This is a genomic window from Chitinasiproducens palmae (genome assembly GCF_900095735.1).
In the GTDB taxonomy this organism is placed as follows: Bacteria; Pseudomonadota; Gammaproteobacteria; order Burkholderiales; family Burkholderiaceae; genus Chitinasiproducens; species Chitinasiproducens palmae.
The window spans coordinates 801,495-818,105 of the sequence record NZ_FNLO01000001.1 but is presented as its reverse complement, the minus strand read 5'-3'; the positions used below and the strand labels follow the sequence as shown (position 1 = coordinate 818,105).

The following is a 16,611-nucleotide window of genomic DNA, read 5'->3' as shown; positions in this document are numbered from 1 at the left end:
TCGAATTTCATCGTGGTGCCGGAGATCGCGCTGGCGAAGATCCGCCCGGACGCGCCGTTCGACAAGGTCTGCTACATCGGCTGCGGGGTGACGACCGGGGTCGGGGCGGTGGTGTTCTCGGCGAAGGTGGAGGCGGGCGCGAACGTGGTGGTGTTCGGGCTGGGCGGGATCGGGCTGAACGTGATCCAGGGCGCGAAGATGGTCGGGGCGGACAAGATCATCGGCATCGACCTGAACCCGGGGCGCGAGGCGCTGGCGCGCCAGTTCGGCATGACGCACTTCATCAATCCGGGCGAGGTCGAGAATGTGGTCGACACGATCGTGCAGCTGACCGACGGTGGGGCGGACTATTCCTTCGAGTGCATCGGCAACACGAAGACGATGCGCCAGGCGCTGGAGTGCTGCCACAAGGGCTGGGGGCAGTCGTTCATCATCGGGGTGGCGGAGGCGGGCGCGGAGATCAGCACGCGGCCATTCCAGCTGGTGACCGGGCGCGAGTGGAAGGGTTCGGCGTTTGGCGGTGCGCGCGGGCGCACGGACGTGCCGAAGATCGTCGACTGGTATATGGAAGGCAAGCTCAACATCGACGACTTGATCACGCACCGGCTGGCGCTGGAGGACATCAACGAGGGCTTCGCGCTGATGAAGCGCGGCGAGTCGATCCGCTCGGTCGTGCTCTACTGAGCGTCGCCGCGCAACGGGTCAGACGCCGTCGCCGGCATCGCTGTCGACGCCGGGACGCTGCGCCGCCGTGGCGAAGCGGCGGCGGTACTCGCTCGGCGTCATGCCGAGGCGTTTCTGGAACGCGAGACGCATCGGTCCGTAAGCGCGAAAGCCGACGCTGTCGGCAATCGCCTTGAGCGGTTCGAGGCCGTCTTCCAGTGCCCTGCGGGCGGCCTCCACGCGGGCGCGCTCGACGAAATCCATCGGCGACATGCCGGTTTCGCGGCGGAACACACGCGCGAAGTTGCGCGCGCTCATTGCCGAGCGTGCCGCCATGTCGGCCACCGACAGCGACGTGGCGAGGTGGCGCAGCACCCAGTCCTGCACAGCGGCAATGCCATCGTGGCCGGTGCGCTGGCTGCTCAGGTGCATGCTGAATTGCGACTGACCGCCCGGGCGCTTCAGGTAGACGACCAGTTCGCCAGCGACTTCCAGCGCAACCTCCTTGCCGAAATCCTGTTCGACCAGGGCGAGCGCGAGATCGATGCCGGCCGTGACGCCGGCCGAGGTCCACAGCCGGCCTTGCTGAATGAAGATCCGTTCGGCATCGACAAGCACATGCGGATGTCGCGACTGAAGCAGCGGGGCGAGCGCCCAATGCGTGGTCGCGCGCTTGCCATCCAACAGGCCGGCAGCCGCCAGAAAGAACGTGCCGGTGCACAGGGCGGCGAGGCGGGGCACGCGCGCGCCCGTCTTGCCGAGCCATTCGACGACTTCCGCCGATGCGTCGAGTGCTTTCTCGATATCGCGCGCGCCGACGATGATGGCGGTGTCCGGCAGGTTGAGCGCATCGAGGCGTTTGTCGGCTTGCAGCGTCATCTGCATGTCCGATGCGACGGCGCCCGTTGCAGCGGCCGCGATCCGCACGTCGTAACGCCGAGCGACGCCACGGCGTTGCAGATGCTGGTTCGCATAATCGAACACGCTCATCGGGCCGATCGCCTCCAGCGCCTTGAAGCCCGGATAGACAATCAGGTCGACGGTGATCGATTCTGTGGCTTCGTTTTTCAGCGGAATGGGATCGGCAGTCATCGGAAAGGCGGAACGAGCGGCGAGGCCGTCGCGGCGCGCCGTCCGAATTCTCGCATGAGTCGAGCGGTGCGGACCGGTGAGCCGGCGCGCCAGGACCCGTCAGGCGTTGCGTCGGTGCCATCCACGAGGCGGGCCGGCTGTCTGTCGGCCGGCGGCCCGTACGCTTGGCGCTTTGGGACGCGTTCGGCAGCCGCTGCCTTGGGTGGACGCGCGCTACGACTGCACCGCGGGACGCCCTGTTGTTCGCAAGGCGCCGCCGCTGCGCGTGATGATGGCGTCGCTTCCAGGGATCACGGCTTCCCTTCGCGAGCGCTCGCCGCCCTCAACGTGTAGTCCGCCATCACTGACCAGTCGCGATCCGCGCCACCGGCTGCGACGGCCTTGCGCATTTGCTCATGCACGGCCTCCAGAGCGGGCAGCGGCGCCGCCAATGTTTGCGACGCTTCGCGTGCCAGCCGCAGGTCCTTGAGCCCTAGACTCGCCTTGAAGCCTGGTTGGTACTGGCCCTCGACGATCAGGCCGGAATACACCTGGTAGGAGCGGCTGCCGAACAGCGTGCCCAGGATCAGTTCGAAGAAGTCGGCGCGCGGCACGCCATTCGCGTCGGTCAGCGCGGCGGCTTCCGCCATTGCTTCGATGGCCATCGCGATCATCATGTTGCAGGCGATCTTGGCTGCATGCGCGCCGGGCGGGTGATCGCCAAGTGGCCAGGTGCGCTTCCCGATCACCTCGAACAGCGGTTGCAGTCGTTGCAGTGCGGCTGGCGCACCAGCGGCGAGGACGTTCAGCTCGCCTTTTGCCGCCACGTCCGGCCGGCCAAGGACCGGTGCGGCCACATAGTCGATGCCGGCCTGCCGGTGATGCTGGACCAATTCCTCGGAGAAGGCCACCGACACAGTGGAGGCGACGGCGTGGACCATGCCCGGTTTCGCCTGCGCGAGCACGTTGCCCTCGATCAACACCTCGCGGATTGCCGCATCGTCCGACAACAGCGTGAACACGGCATCCGCCTGGAATGCCTCGGCTGGCGTCAGCACCATGTCCACGCCAGCCACGTCGCCGCCCGAGCGGTTCCAACATCTCACCCGGTGACCGGCTGCGACCAGATTTTCCGCGATCGCGCGCGCCATCGCGCCCAGTCCTATCAATCCAACGTCCATTCGTTGCTCCGGCTCATCAAGCGTGGTTCGATCGGCCGCGCCGTACCGCAGGCGCGGGTTGAATCCAGTCCGATCGCGGCGCCAGCGCCGGCTCGGCGCTGGTTGCGACGAGCGGCCCGCACCCGCTGCCGCGCCCTGGACACTCGGCCGCGGGCCGATCGCCACAGCGGTGCGCGGGAGAAGGCTGAACACTGCTGCGGGCGAGGGTGCGTCCAATACCGGCGTAGCGGCCTGGCAAGGGCAGGCAAACCACGGGACTTATGGATTGACCGATACAAAGGTGGTTTGAAAAAGCCGCGTCGGCGGCAGTTTATTCAAGGCAATCGCTCAAAAGGCAAGCGTTAGGCCGTAGTCCTTCGATCGCAATCGACCGCCTGCATTGGCGAGGCTCGCGCATCCTCTCGACCCGCAACCATTTATGTAGCGATCGATATAAATATAACGCGGCAGCGCGATGTGATCAACGACTTATGTGCCGAGTAGCATCGATGTCGGTCGGGAGCACATCATGGCGCAAATGGGCAGGCCTCGGAGGTTCGATCGCGACGCGGCCGTCGAACAAGCATTGCATCTCTGCTAGGAGCAGGGGGACGACTCGGCGTCTTCGAGCCAACTGAAGGCCGCGATCGGTGGTGGCATCTCGGCGCCGAGCTTCTATGCGGCATTCGGCTCGAAGGAAGCGCTCTTCCAGGAATGCGTGTCGCGCTACCTCGCTACCTATGCGCACGTCACCGAGTCTTTGCGGGATACGAGTCTGCCGCCGCGCCAGGCATTGGAACAGGCGCTCAGGCGTTCGGCGCGCATGCAGTGTGAGCGTGGCCATCCGAAGGGCTGCATGGTCGGCCTGGGTGTGTCGAGCGCGTCCAATCCGGATCTCGCCACCGTGGCAGCGCCGCTGACGCGTTTGCGCGCGGGCACCCGTGCCGGTATCGACGCCTGCATCGCACGAGGCATCGCTGCAGGCCAGCTTCGAGACGACGTGGACCCGAACGCGCTGGGCTGTGTGTTCGATAGTTTCCTGATCGGCCTGTCGACGCTTGCCCGGGATGGCATCGGTCGCGGGGCGATGGAGGCCGCCATCTCGCAGGCGATGGCGGTGTGGGATTAAAACGCCGCTACGACGCAGCGGCAGGTGTCCAAGGACTGAAGCGCGCGGCGCCCGCAGGGTTGGCAGGTAAGGGCGTGCTGCGGCCGGCACGGACGGGATGGGCTAGGCAGGCTTACCTAGCGTGGACGCTTCGCGGCGCAAGCGCACGGCAACTGGAGCCGCGCCGCCGCACCAACGACCAACGCACCGCCTCACCGACGCATCGGTGCAACAGGCGGGCGTCGGATTGGCGAGTCCTTGCCAGCAAGGCGTCCGCGACACCTTGCGCGGCCCTAAGGAACTGCCCGCGCCAGCCGTAAACCGGATAGGCGGCGCCATTCTGTGCGCCGCACGACCGTTCTTCTATCCGAGACGCGAATGAACCGCTTGAGCCTGAGTCAAAAACTGTGGCTGCCGCTGCTGCTGGCGTGGGTGGGGCTGTTGGCCCTGACCATTTGGGATGCGACGCAGACGCGCCGGCTCCAGCTTGCCGAACGCGAGCAGGCGCTGGCCGATATCGTCGAGATGGCGTACACGACTGCCGCTGGTCTGGAGAAGGCGGGTGCCGCCGGCACCCTGACCCCGGAGGCCGCGAAGGCTGACGCGATTGCCCGCATCGCCGACATGCGCTTCACCGGCAACGGCTATCTCACCATCGTCGGCACGAATTCGGCGGTCGTGATGCATCCGATCAATCCGAAGCTCAATGGCAAGGACATGTCGGCCTGGCAGGACGCCAAGGGCGATTACCTGTACCGCAACATTGCCGCGCTGGGCAGCTCGCCGCAGGGCGCCGGATATCTTGAATATTGGTGGCCGCGGCCGGGCGCATCCGACCCGAGTCCGAAGATGGGCTATGTCAAGCGCTTCCAGCCGTGGGGCTGGGATTTCATCGCTGGTGCCTACAAGGACGACATCGAAGCAAGCTTCCGCGCCACCTTGCGCAATTCGATCGCGATGCTGGTGGTGCTGGGTATCCTGATCTCCAGCCTGGCCGCCATGGCGATCCGCAGCGTGCGCCGCTCGCTGGGCGGCGAGCCGGTCGAGGCAGCACGTCTGGCTCGTGAGATCGCGGCCGGAGATCTGACCGGCACGATCGACGTCAAGGCCGGTGACGACGCAAGTGTCGTTGCCGCCATCGCCTACACGCGCGATACGCTGGCCAGCACCGTCGCGCGGGTCAAGCAGGTGGCCGACGCGATCAACGTTGCCGCGGGCGAGATCGCCGCTGGCAACGCCGACCTGTCGAGCCGCACCGAGGAGCAGGCCGCCTCGCTTGAGGAGACTGCCGCCGCAATGGACCAACTGACCGCGACCGTGCGTCAGAACGCCGACAATGCCGCGCAGGCGAGCCGACTGGCCGGCGACGCGTCGTCCGAGGCGAGCAACGGCGGGCAGGTGGTCGAGCAGGTCGTCAGCGACGTGCGGGCGATTGCCGAGAGTTCCAAGCAAGTGGCCGACATCACGTCGGTGATCGACGGCATTGCTTTCCAGACCAATATCCTGGCGCTCAACGCGGCGGTCGAGGCGGCCCGCGCCGGCGAGAACGGGCGCGGCTTCGCGGTCGTGGCGGGCGAGGTGCGCAATCTTGCCCAGCGCAGTGCGGCGGCGGCAAAAGAGATACGCGTGTTGATCGATGCCTCGCTGTCGCGGATCGAGGCCGGCGCCGACCGCGCGGAGAGTGCGGGGCAGGCAATGGGCGACATCGTCCGCGCGGTGGCCCGCGTGACGACGATCGTCGACGAAATCGCGTCCGCGTCGAAGCAACAGAGCCTGGGCATCGAGGAGATCAACCGCGCCGTCTCGCAGATGGACGGCACCACCCAACGCAACGCCGCGCTGGTCGAGGAGGCCGCCGCAGCAGCCGCGCAATTGAAGGAACAGGCGGCACATCTCGGCGAGGTGACGGCGGTGTTCCGGCTGAACCGCGCTGTGCATGGCGGCCGGACGTCGGACCTGGACGCCGCGGTCGATGGTGGGCGCGGCGCGTTGGGTGGCTGGACGGGCGCGGCTGGCGACGTACGTTTCGCGTGAGCGGCTGCGCGGCTGGGGGCATGCCGCGCTGATCAGTGCTTCACCGTCCGTGCGGCGCATGTGCACGCCGGCCACGCCGCCATGAGGTGCCCTCGCTCGCGGATGCCATCCGCGCGCCAGTCGAGCGCCGGTCGAGCGCCTCGCTCGCGATTGGCGCGTTGCATGCTTGCGTTGAGATCGGTCGCCGTGGGATGTCGGGTCGGGGCGGTGATCGCCAACTAGCTGCCGACCGGACCGCGGTCGCAAGGAGAGCGCACGATGACGCAGGTGAAAACCGGGGTGCTGGAGGTCGAGGTTGCATGCGCGGGGCCGGACGACGGCACGCCGGTGTTGCTGCTCCACGGCTGGCCCGATGCGCCACGTGGCTGGAGCGCAATCGCGGCGCGGCTGCACGCCGCCGGGTACCGGACAATCGTGCCGACGTTGCGCGGCACGGGCGGCACTCGCTTCCTGTCGAGCGCGACCGTACGTGACGGCTCGGCCGTTGCGCTGACGCAGGACGCGATCGACGTGCTCGACGCGCTGGGCGTGGCGCGCGTCGACGTCGTCGGCCATGACTGGGGCGGTCGCGCCGCGTTCACGCTGGCGGCCCTCCATTCCGATCGAATCCGCCGAATCGTCTCGCTGAGCGTGGCTTTCCAGCCGTACGGGCGTTTCGTCATACCGGCCACCTTTACCCAGTCGCGTCACTATTGGTATCAGTGGTTCATGTCGCTCGACGGCGGCCCCCAGGCGATCGCGGCCGACCCGATCGGATTCGCACGTAGCCAGTGGGATGGCTGGTCGCCACCCGGCTGGTTCGACGAGGCAGAGTTCAGCGCAACAGCGGCGGCGTTCCGCAATCCGGATTGGTTGCCGATCACGTTGAACGCATATCGACGTCGTTGGCGTAACGACGAGGCGTCCGATCCGCGCTACGCAGCCGCCACCGAGCGACTGGCGCAGATCGGACAAATCGACGTTCCGACGCTCGTCGTGCAGGGGGCAAGCGATACCTGCACCGAGCCTGCCACGACCAGCGGGCAGGAAGCGTGCTTCACTGCGGGCTACACCCGCCTTGTGCTGGACGGCGTCGGACACTTTCCGGCGCGGGAAGCTCCTCAGCAGGTCGCCGACGCGGTGATCGCGTATTTCCGCGCACGCTGAGCACTCTGGATTCGCATCGCAACGGCGCGCCTCGCATAGCGGCGCACGTGCCTTGCGCGACGCGAAGCAATTCGGCAACGGCATCGACGGCACCCGTGCTGGCCCCCAGAGCAAACGGGGCAACCGCGCCGGCCAGGGTTTGCCTCGCCAAAGCGCGCCGCGTTCCGGCGAGGCAGCCATCCGGTCGGCCCCTCGCGCGCGCCCCGGCCAAGACCGACGCGGCGCGGCGCGCTGCTCGGAATACCTCTTGCTTCCAACCGCGCGTCCGGCGCAGCCGTCCACCGCCGTCCACCGCCGTCTACCGCCGTCTACCGCCGTCCACTCGCGCCCGGAGGGCGTCTCGATGATCGAATCATGACTGCCACCACTTCCGCCCGGGCTTCCGTGCGCCGTCGCCTGTTCCGAGATCTTTGGCAGGCGATCTGGGCGTTCCGCGGCCGCACGCTGGCCGCCGCCGCTTTGATGGTAGGCGCCAAGCTGGCGGGCGTATCGGTGCCGCTGCTGCTGCGTGAACTCGTCGACGAACTGGCGCATCCGGCAGCCATGGTGCTGTTTCCGGTCTTCCTGGTGCTGGCCTACGCCATTGTGCGCTTCCTGGGCGACGCGCTCGGCGAAGCCCGGGACGTGACGTTCAGCCTGGTCACGCAGCGCACGGTGGCCGCGTTCACGTCCCGGGTCGTCAGCCATCTGCACACGATGGGCGCGCGCTTCCATGCCCGACGCGAGACCGGCGCGGTCGTGCGCGACGTGCAGAAGGGCGCGGACGGAATCGGCTACCTGCTTGGTACTGCGCTGTTCACGATCGTGCCGGCGTTGATCGAGATCGGCGCGGTAGTGGCGATCATGGTCGCAGGCTATCCGTTCAATTTCATCCTGATCATCGCCGCCACTTTCGTCGCCTATGCGGTGTGCACGACGATCTTCACGCGTCGGCGCATGGTCGTTCAGCGCACGGTCAACCAGCTCGAAGCGCAGTCCGACAGCCGGCTGGTCGACAGCCTGCTGAATCAAGACACGGTCAAGTATTTCGCGACCGAGCATGTCGAGTCCGAACGCCTGAATGCGATTCTGGAGCGCTGGGTACATGCGCGGCTGGCGAATCAGCGCGCGCTCACGCAATTGCACGTCGCGCAGAGCGCGGTCATCGCGCTGGGCATCGCCGCGATGATGCTTCTCGCGGTGCAGCACGTCGCGGTCGGACGCATGAGCGTGGGCGATCTGGTGCTGGTCAACGCTTACATCATCCAGGTCTGCATGCCGCTGAATGCGCTCGGTTTCGTGTTTCGGGAGACGAACGACGCGCTGGTGAACGTCGAGCGCATGTTCGCGATACTCGACGCCGAGCGACGGCCAGGCGAGGACGTCGACGACCCCGACGCGCAGCCGCTTCGCCTGCAGGCCGGCGACATCGTGTTCGACAACGTCAGCTTCGGCTACGAGGCCAGCCGCCCGATCCTGCGCGACGTAAGTTTTCGCGCCTACGCGGGCAAGACGCTCGCCGTCGTCGGTGGCAGCGGCTCGGGCAAGTCGACGCTCGTCAAGCTGCTGTTCCGGCTGTACGCCCCGGATGCCGGCGCCATCACCATCGACGGGCAGGACCTGCGCGGCCTGACGCAGCGCAGCCTGCGCGAGGCGATCGGCATCGTGCCGCAGGATACCGTGCTGTTCAACGAGACGATCGCCTACAACATCGCCTACGGACGGCCCGATGCGACGCGCGCCGAGATTGTGCGCGCCGCCCGCGCGGCGCAACTCGACGAATTCATCGAGCGCTTGCCCGACCACTACGACACCCGCGTCGGCGAACGGGGCGTACGCCTGTCGGGCGGCGAGCGGCAGCGCATCGCGATCGCCCGTGCGATTTTGAAAGATCCCCGCATCATCGTCTTCGATGAGGCCACCTCGGCCCTCGACACGCGTTCCGAACGCGCGATCCAGAACGAGCTGACCTCGCTGGCCGAAGGGCGCACGTCGGTCGTGATTGCACATCGACTGTCGACCGTCGTGGACGCGGACTGGATCCTGGTGATGGAGTTCGGACGCGTGGTCGAGCAGGGCACGCATCAGCAGTTGATCGCGCAGGGCGGGGTCTATGCGCAGATGTGGTCCCTGCAGCGCCAGCAGGGCGAGTTGGAACACGCACAGCGCAAGCTGGGCGCCGAGCCTGTCGCGCTGGCGGCCTTCGTGGCTGGTGTCGCCGATGCACTGGCGCCTGAGATTGCGGACGCGCAGGTGCGGCTTGAGACGGTCGTCGCGACCGGGCAGTTGAGCGCCACAGCCAACCCCGAGCAATTGCAACGGGCGATCGTCCGGCTGTGCGAGGCGGAAATCGAGCGTGCGGCCCCGGGCGATACGATCGAACTGCGGATCGATCGGCGGGACAACGACGCGCTGCTCAGTGCGGTCGGCAGTCATCCCGAACCGGCGCCGATTTCCGCACAGTTGGCGCGCCGCATCGAGGCGGGCCTCGCGGCCTTCGGCGGCACGCTCGGTCTTGCGACCATCGAAGGGCGGGTTGCCTATCAAGCCGTGCTGCCGCTACGGCCCGTCATCGAAGCGCCGGCACTGCCGGCAGGCGCGCCACTGCGCGGCTGCACGCTGCTGGTGGTCGACGACCAGGAAGAGGCGCGCGACGCCCTGGAGGCGCTGCTGGACAGTTATGGCGCGCAGGTGCTGCTGGCCGGTTCGGCAACCGAAGCCTTGCAGCTGCTGACCGACCTGCCCGACGCCGACTGGCCGCATGTGGTGCTGTGCGACATCGTGCTCGGCGATTCGCCAAACGGTTATGCGTTGTTGGGACAGGTCAGGAGCCTTGAGGCGACACGTGGCGTGGCGGCAGCGGCACGCGTGCCCGCGATTGCGATGACCGGTTATTCGGACGTGCAGGACCGCGACGCTGCCCGCGAAGCCGGCTTTACCGCGTCGCTCACCAAGCCAGTGCTGGCGGAGACGCTGCTCGGCGAGATCGCCTTGGCGCGCCGCCCGCCGCGCGCGTCGAACTGAGGCCCTGCCGGCGCACCAGCGGTGCTGCCCAGGCAGGACGTCAGCGGCGCACCATCGCCGACGCACCGCTTGGCCTTCGAGGGGCGTCCTGCCGCTGCAGCCGCTGCACTCGCTGCGCCCCGTCCGGGCTTACGCTGGCGACGCTGCGGCCGAAGCCGGTCTCATGGCGAATCGATCAGTTGCTTGATCCGCACGGCCAGGCTGTCGATTGCAAATGGCTTGGACATCACGTGCATGCCGGGATCGAGGTTGCCATTGCCGACCACTGCATTTTCCGCATAACCGGTGATGAACAGCACCTTCAGGGTCGGTCGGCGTACACGCGCGGCATCCGCCATCTGTCGGCCGTTCATGCCGCCGGGTAGTCCCACGTCAGTGACGAGAAGGTCGATGTGCGCATCCGAATTCAAGATGGACAGACCGCCCGCGCCGTCGGTCGCTTCGAGTGCGTGATAGCCCAGGTCCTGCAATGTCTCCGTGATCACCATGCGGATCGCCGGCTCGTCGTCCACCACCAGCACGGTTTCTCCCTGGCCGGCCGGCGTCACCGGCGCCACGGCCGCGACCCCGTGGACGATCGCCTCGTCATAGCGGTGGCGCGGCAGATACAGGCTTACCGTGGTGCCCTGGCCCGGCTCGCTGTAGATTCGCACCTGACCGCCGGTCTGCCGCGCGAAGCCGTAGATCATCGACAGACCTAGGCCGGTGCCCATGCCGAGCGGCTTGGTGGTGAAGAACGGGTCGAAGGCCTTCGCCGCCACGTCGGCCGTCATGCCGGCGCCGGTGTCCGACACGCTCAGCGCGATATATTGGCCGGGCGCGACGTCGAACGTGCCGGCCGCCTTCGCGTCGAGCCACCGGTTGGCGGTCTCGACCGTGAGCCGACCGCCGCCCGGCATTGCGTCGCGCGCGTTGATGCACAGATTGAGCAGCGCGTTTTCAAGCTGGTTCGGATCGACCAGCGTCGGCCACAGGCCCGGATCCGCACTGACGGTGAGCTCGATCGCGGGGCCGACCGTACGGCGCACGATGTCCTCCATGCCGGCGACGAGGCGGTTCACGTCGGTCGGCTTGGGGTCGAGCGTCTGTCTCCTGGAAAAGGCGAGCAGACGATGCGTCAGCGCGGCTGCGCGGCTCGCGGCGCTCTGCGCGGTGCCGATATAGCGCGATGCCTCGTCCTGACGGCCCTGATCGAGCCGTGCCTGCAGGAGATCGAGGCTGCCGGTAATGCTGGTCAGCAGATTGTTGAAATCGTGGGCGAGTCCGCCCGTCAACTGGCCCACCGCTTCCATCTTCTGACTCTGGCGCAGTTGCGCTTCGGCCCGCTCCAGGGCGGCGATCCGTTCCTTGTCTTCGCTGATGTCGCGGCCGACCGCATTCAGTACCTCATCCGCCGCGCGCGCCGACCAGTCGATCCAGCGGTATCCGCCGCCGCGGGTCCGGTAGCGATTTTCGAAACGCGACAACGCCTCGCCGCGCTTGCAGTAGGTCATCGCGTCGCGCGTCGCCTTGATGTCGTCGGGGTGGATCAGGTCGAGGATGTTCGCTCCGATCAACTGGCTCTCGGTCCAGCCCAGCGTGTCGGCCCACGCCGGATTGACCGCGAGAATGCGTCCGTCGAGCCGGCAGCGCAGCATGATGTCGGTCGACAATTCCCAAAGCTGGTTGCGGTCGCGGGTACGCGTCTCCACTTCCTGTTGCAACGACTCGGTCAGGCGCTGCAGCGCCAGCTCGGCACGACGGCGGTTCGAGATGTCGTTGAACAGGATGGCGACGTGGCGCTTGGCCGGATCGCCGATCCGTAGTGCGTGGACGTCGTACCAGCGTCCAAGCGCCTCGGCGACATTTTCGAAGCGCGCCGGCTTGCCGGTCAGCGCAACGTCGCCATAGGTGCGGAACCAATGCTCCTCGTGTTCGGGCGCAAGCTCGCGCATCCAGTGGCCCGCTGCGTTTCGCAGGCCGGTCTGTATTTCGAACGCGGGGTTGGTTTCGAGAAACAGGTAGTCGCTGGCTTTGCCGGTTTCGTCGAACTTCATTTCGACCACGCAGAAGCCGGCGTCGATGGCCTCGAACAGGGTCTGATAGCGCGATTCGCTCGCCCTCAATTCCTGGGAGGTGTGCCGCGCCTCGGTGCGGTCGCTCAACGACTTGACGAGGCCGACCACGCGGCCGGTCTGATCGCGCAGCGGCCGCATTTCGCCGCATGCCCAGAACCGGCTGCCGTCGGCGCGCACGTGCCAGCGCTCGTCCGGTGCGCGGCCCTCGCGCAACGCTTCCGCGATCTCGTCCCGCGGGCGGCCTGCAGCCTGGTCCTCCGGCGTGAAGACGCGCGCAAGAGACTCGCCGAGCATGGCGTCCCGCGTCCAGCCGAACACTGCCCGCGCGCCTTCGCCCCACTCGACGACGATCCCGTCCAGATCGATGACGACGATTGCGTGGTCCTTGACTGCTTCGAGCAGCGCGCAGATTTCCGCGCGGCCGGGTGCCGTGCCGGCGCGCAGGCGCGCGTTCTCGGCTTCCAGCGCCGCGAGGCGGCTCCGCAATTGTGCTTCATCCATGCTCGAACAGTCCCCTCGTCGCCGTTCGCGTAGCGAATGCCCGTCGTCGGCGCCCCCGAGCGGTCCGACGTCCTTTTCGCGAAGCCGACAGGATACCGCGCCCGTGCGTCCGGCAACGCAATTAGATACCGAAGTGTATCGGGCGCGCCGCACTCCAGCTGCGCCATTTGCGCAAGCGCGCGCTCAATCAGCACTTTGCCCGGTGCTAGAATCGCTCGCATGCCGGCGCTGACGTGCGAGCGCGCGTTGCGCTAACGGCATCGTTCTCAACGCCCGGAGCCCTGATATGACCGATGCCACGGCCGCGCCCGCCGTTCGCCCCCCGCTGCCGCCGTTCACGCGCGAGACCGCGCTGCAGAAGGTGCGGGCGGCCGAGGATGCCTGGAACACACGCGACCCCCAGCGCGTCGCGCAGGCGTACACGATCGATACGCGGTGGCGGAATCGCGACGAATTCCTGCAGGGGCGCGCCGCCGTCGAAGCGTTTCTCACGCGCAAGTGGCAGCGAGAGCAGGACTACAAGCTGATCAAAGGGTTGTGGGCCTTCGACGACGCGCGGATCGCGGTCCGGTTCGCCTACGAGTGGCATGACGCGCAGGGCAACTGGTTCCGCTCATATGGCAACGAAAACTGGTTGTTCGACGCAAACGGCCTGATGGCGCAACGTCACGCCAGCATCAACGATGTGGCGATCGCCGCCAGCGAGCGCCGGCTGACCTGGGCCGAGGGCCCGCGGCCACAGGACTTCGCGGCGCTCGACGCGCTGGGTCTCTGAGAGGAGGCACTGACCGACCGGCTGGGGAAGCGACCCACGGGGCGTCGCACGACGGGTTGCGCACTGGTACGGCGCGCAGCTCGCTCCGGCGTGCTTCGATTGCACTCCATGCGCGGCTGAGGGGCCAATCCATTTCCCGCTGTCGGTGCCGCGGCGGCCGCGCTAGAATCGGAGCGCGCCGTCTGGCGCCGGTCGGGTGCGGGGCCTGACCGCCACCGTGGAGACTTGAGATCGTGACGCGCAACAACAATATCGACAAGACAAGGGCAAGCGGTCGGGGCCTGGGTTCGCGGCCGCATGGCGCGCTGCTGGCGCTGCTGGCGGCCACCGCACTGGCTGGCTGTCAGCGCGAGTGGGTCAAGCCGGGCGCGTCCCAGCAGGACTTCCGCACCGCCCACGCACGTTGCGAAGCCGATGCGTATCAACGCCTGCCGGCTGCGACAGTGCCGCAACAGATCACTCCGGCGGGTTACACCTCGGGCGGCATCGAGTGCACGCGCAACTCGGCGGGCGGCAACGACTGCAAACAGAAGCAAGTCTGGCGCGACGCGACCTATACGACGCGGGACGCCAATGCCGACGGACGTTCCGCGTTGATCCGGAACTGCATGATCCAGTCGGGATGGACCGAGAAGGGCGACTGAGCGCTGGGCCGGCTGCCCCGGCGCGCCGGCCGCCTGCCGGCAGACCGGCGAGGCGCCGAGTGGAGCGCCGGGCAAGGCGCCGGGTGACGTGGGCCGCTTCTGCCGTTTGCCACACGCGCCGTCGCCGGTCGTCCCGTTCGATTGCGAGGGGTGCGCACGCTTGACGCGGTGCGATCCCGTGCGCAAATGTTCACTGCCGCCGCGTGCGGTATCAGTGCAGCGTACGCAGCTTGCGCGCCAGGTCGGACAGTCGGTACGGCTTGTTCACCAGCACGAACTCGTCGAGTGCGCCGTGCTGCGCGGCCAGCGCCGGCAGCGGATAGCCCGAGGCAAGCAGCACGCGCATTTGCGGCCGCAACGCCCGCGCCTTGCGAGCGAGCTGAATGCCGTCCATTCCGCCCGGCATCGTCACGTCCGTGAACAGTAGATCGATGCGCGGTTCGCGTTCGAGAACCGCCAGCGCATCGCGGCCATTGCTCGCGGTCAGCACCTCGAAGCCGAGGCTGCGGAACAGTTGGGTGGCGACCTCCATCACTGTTTCCTCGTCTTCGACGATCAGCACGCGTTCCGCCGCCCCGGCTTCGGGATCGGTGGGCATGGACGGCGCGGCGGCCGCCGTGCCGGCCGGCAGGTAGATCGCCACCGTCGTGCCGGCGCCGGGTGTGCTGTCGATGTGAAGGTCGCCGCCCGACTGCGTGATGAAGCCGTAAACCTGGCTCAGGCCCAGGCCGGTGCCCTTGCCCGGTGGCTTGGTGGTGAAGAACGGTTCGAGCACGCGCTGCACCGTGCGCTCGTCCATGCCGACGCCGGTGTCGCGCACCGACACACACACGTAGTTGCCGGCGGCCAGCGTGCCGACTTCGTTGGCTTGCAGCGCGACCAGCGCCGTGCGCAAGCGCAGCGTGCCGCCATCCGGCATCGCATCGCGTGCGTTCACCACCAGGTTCAACAGCGCCGCTTCGAAACGCGCCGCATCGACCGAAACGGCCGGCAGCTCGGCGGCCAGATCGATGTCGAATGTGATCGAGGCGTTGCTGGCCCGCCGCAGCATCGATTCGAAGCCGCCGATCAGGGAATTCAGATTGTGTGCCTCGACCTGCAGCGGTTGTTTGCGCGCGAACGACAGCAGTTGCTGGGTCAGCGCCGCACCGCGGTCGACCGCGTGATGGATGCCGTCCAGCAGGCGCCGCTCGGACGGCTCGTGCAGGCGCGCCGCGAGCAGGTCGACGCTGCTGCCGACCACCGCCAGCAGGTTGTTGAAGTCATGCGCGATGCCGCCGGTAAGCTGACCGATCGCTTCCATCTTCTGCGACTGGAACAGGGCCGCGTTGGCCCGTTCGAGCGCCGCCATCGCTTCCTTGCGCTCCGTGACGTCGCGAGTGATCTTCGCGAAGCCGATCAAGGTGCCGGCCGGATCGTGGATCGCGTCGATCACGACGTGGGCCCAGAAGCGCGAACCATCCTTGCGCACGCGCCAGCCTTCCTGCTCGTAGCGTCCGACCTCCGCCGCGGTGCGCAGCGCACGGCCTGGGGCATCGTCGGCGCGATCGGTGTCGGTGTAGAAGCGCGAGAAGTGCGTGTCGATCACTTCCTCGAACGCGTAGCCCTTGATGCGCTGCGCGCCGACGTTCCAGTTCGTGATCACGCCCTGCGGCGAGAGCATGTACAACGCGTAGTCGGTCACGCCCTGCACCAGCATCCGGAATCGCTGTTCACTGTCGCGCAACGCCTGCTGCGCGGCATGCTCGGCGGTAACGTCGCGGATTACCTTGGCAAAGCCGACCTGTTGACCCGCGGCGTCGTACACCGGATCGAGCACGACGCTGGCCCAGAAGCGCGAGCCGTCGGGGCGTACCCGCCAGCCCTCGGTTCCGAAATGGCCGTGCTCGCGCGCGTGGCGCAGGTTGCGCTCGGGAACACCGGCTGCGCGGTCTTCGGCAGTATGGAACAGCGAATAGGGCTGGCCGATGATCGCTTCATCGGCCGCGCCGCTGAGCTGGCGCGCCGCCCGATTGCAGCTGGTGACCAAGCCGTCGAGGTCGACGAGATAGACCGCGGTTTTGGAGGGATCGGTCGGCGCTGCCGGCTGCGCATCGGCGGCGGCAGTGTTGCGGGGAAGTGGGCGCTCGTTGGACATCGGGTCGGCATCTGATTGGACGAAGGCCAGCGGCCGGGCGCGTACTGCCTGGGACAGGCTGAAATCGGCCGGATGCCTGGCCAACGACCGCACATCCAGCGAACGACCGCTTGCCGGCAGGAGCCGGCTCGCGACGCGCGTTCCATCATACGCGACTCGGGCACGGAAGCGTGGACCCTCGCGCCGGTCCGTGCACGGTGCCCGCATGCATCGCGGCGAGCGGGTGATGGGTAGCCGGTGGCGGGTAGCGGACGGCCGGGTGATGCGCGGGCAGGACGGTGACCACGGTGTGCCTGGAGACGCGGTTCGCGC

The 16,611-nt window shown here is 67.6% G+C and carries 11 protein-coding genes; 7 read left to right on the top strand and 4 right to left on the bottom strand.

Annotation, left to right across the window (positions count from 1 at the left end):
* Window positions 1-684 (top strand): zinc-binding dehydrogenase (locus BLU54_RS03150; RefSeq protein WP_139169440.1); only part of this gene is annotated, 684 nt, incomplete at its 5' end.
* Window positions 685-702: 18 nt separating this feature from the next.
* On the opposite strand, the gene BLU54_RS03145 is transcribed toward BLU54_RS03150, so the two are convergent.
* Window positions 703-1,755, bottom strand: coding sequence for a GlxA family transcriptional regulator (locus BLU54_RS03145; protein WP_091904409.1), 1,053 nt, complete (start codon window positions 1,753-1,755; stop codon window positions 703-705).
* 290 nt (window positions 1,756-2,045) lie between these two features.
* Entirely contained in the window at window positions 2,046-2,915 is an 870-nt protein-coding gene (locus BLU54_RS03140; RefSeq protein WP_091904407.1) for an NAD(P)-dependent oxidoreductase, read from the bottom strand.
* Window positions 2,916-3,612: 697 nt separating this feature from the next.
* Here BLU54_RS03140 and BLU54_RS03135 point away from each other — a divergent pair.
* The 4 genes from BLU54_RS03135 to BLU54_RS03115 all read left to right on the top strand — a co-directional run bounded on the left by BLU54_RS03135 (window position 3,613) and on the right by BLU54_RS03115 (window position 10,185).
* Window positions 3,613-4,023 carry a TetR/AcrR family transcriptional regulator gene (locus tag BLU54_RS03135; RefSeq protein WP_235837752.1) on the top strand — a complete coding sequence of 137 codons (411 nt, stop codon included), beginning with the start codon at window positions 3,613-3,615 and terminating at the stop codon, window positions 4,021-4,023.
* Window positions 4,024-4,380: 357 nt separating this feature from the next.
* A complete protein-coding gene (locus BLU54_RS03130; RefSeq protein WP_091904405.1) occupies window positions 4,381-6,036 on the top strand; it encodes a methyl-accepting chemotaxis protein in 1,656 nt (551 codons plus the stop codon).
* Window positions 6,037-6,294: 258 nt separating this feature from the next.
* Entirely contained in the window at window positions 6,295-7,182 is an 888-nt protein-coding gene (locus tag BLU54_RS03125; RefSeq protein WP_091904403.1) for an alpha/beta fold hydrolase, read from the top strand.
* Window positions 7,183-7,536: 354 nt separating this feature from the next.
* Window positions 7,537-10,185 carry an ATP-binding cassette domain-containing protein gene (locus tag BLU54_RS03115; RefSeq protein ID WP_091904399.1) on the top strand — a complete coding sequence of 883 codons (2,649 nt, stop codon included), beginning with the start codon at window positions 7,537-7,539 and terminating at the stop codon, window positions 10,183-10,185.
* A gap of 161 nt (window positions 10,186-10,346) precedes the next feature.
* Here the strand turns inward: BLU54_RS03115 and BLU54_RS03110 are convergent, their stop codons facing one another.
* Entirely contained in the window at window positions 10,347-12,743 is a 2,397-nt protein-coding gene (locus BLU54_RS03110) for a hybrid sensor histidine kinase/response regulator (protein WP_091904397.1), read from the bottom strand.
* Between the two features lie 286 nt (window positions 12,744-13,029).
* On the opposite strand from BLU54_RS03110, the gene BLU54_RS03105 reads away from it, so the two are divergent.
* Together BLU54_RS03105 and BLU54_RS03100 are read left to right on the top strand one after the other, a co-directional pair.
* Window positions 13,030-13,518 carry a nuclear transport factor 2 family protein gene (locus tag BLU54_RS03105; RefSeq protein WP_091904395.1) on the top strand — a complete coding sequence of 163 codons (489 nt, stop codon included), beginning with the start codon at window positions 13,030-13,032 and terminating at the stop codon, window positions 13,516-13,518.
* Between the two features lie 233 nt (window positions 13,519-13,751).
* A complete protein-coding gene (locus BLU54_RS03100; RefSeq protein ID WP_091904393.1) occupies window positions 13,752-14,162 on the top strand; it encodes a hypothetical protein in 411 nt (136 codons plus the stop codon).
* A gap of 211 nt (window positions 14,163-14,373) precedes the next feature.
* On the opposite strand, the gene BLU54_RS03095 is transcribed toward BLU54_RS03100, so the two are convergent.
* The gene (locus tag BLU54_RS03095) at window positions 14,374-16,299 is read right to left on the bottom strand and encodes a hybrid sensor histidine kinase/response regulator (protein WP_091904559.1); all 1,926 of its coding nucleotides are present in this window, start codon (window positions 16,297-16,299) and stop codon (window positions 14,374-14,376) included.
* Window positions 16,300-16,611: the final 312 nt, after the last annotated feature.

Excerpts from the sequence above, each read along its gene's own strand:
- BLU54_RS03145 (WP_091904409.1), bottom strand. The coding sequence starts at position 1,755 with ATGACTGCCGATCCCATTCCGCTGAAAAACGAAGCCACAGAATCGATC.
- BLU54_RS03140 (WP_091904407.1), bottom strand. The coding sequence starts at position 2,915 with ATGGACGTTGGATTGATAGGACTGGGCGCGATGGCGCGCGCGATCGCG.
- BLU54_RS03130 (WP_091904405.1), top strand. The coding sequence starts at position 4,381 with ATGAACCGCTTGAGCCTGAGTCAAAAACTGTGGCTGCCGCTGCTGCTG.
- BLU54_RS03125 (WP_091904403.1), top strand. The coding sequence starts at position 6,295 with ATGACGCAGGTGAAAACCGGGGTGCTGGAGGTCGAGGTTGCATGCGCG.
- BLU54_RS03115 (WP_091904399.1), top strand. The coding sequence starts at position 7,537 with ATGACTGCCACCACTTCCGCCCGGGCTTCCGTGCGCCGTCGCCTGTTC.
- BLU54_RS03110 (WP_091904397.1), bottom strand. The coding sequence starts at position 12,743 with ATGGATGAAGCACAATTGCGGAGCCGCCTCGCGGCGCTGGAAGCCGAG.
- BLU54_RS03105 (WP_091904395.1), top strand. The coding sequence starts at position 13,030 with ATGACCGATGCCACGGCCGCGCCCGCCGTTCGCCCCCCGCTGCCGCCG.
- BLU54_RS03095 (WP_091904559.1), bottom strand. The coding sequence starts at position 16,299 with ATGTCCAACGAGCGCCCACTTCCCCGCAACACTGCCGCCGCCGATGCG.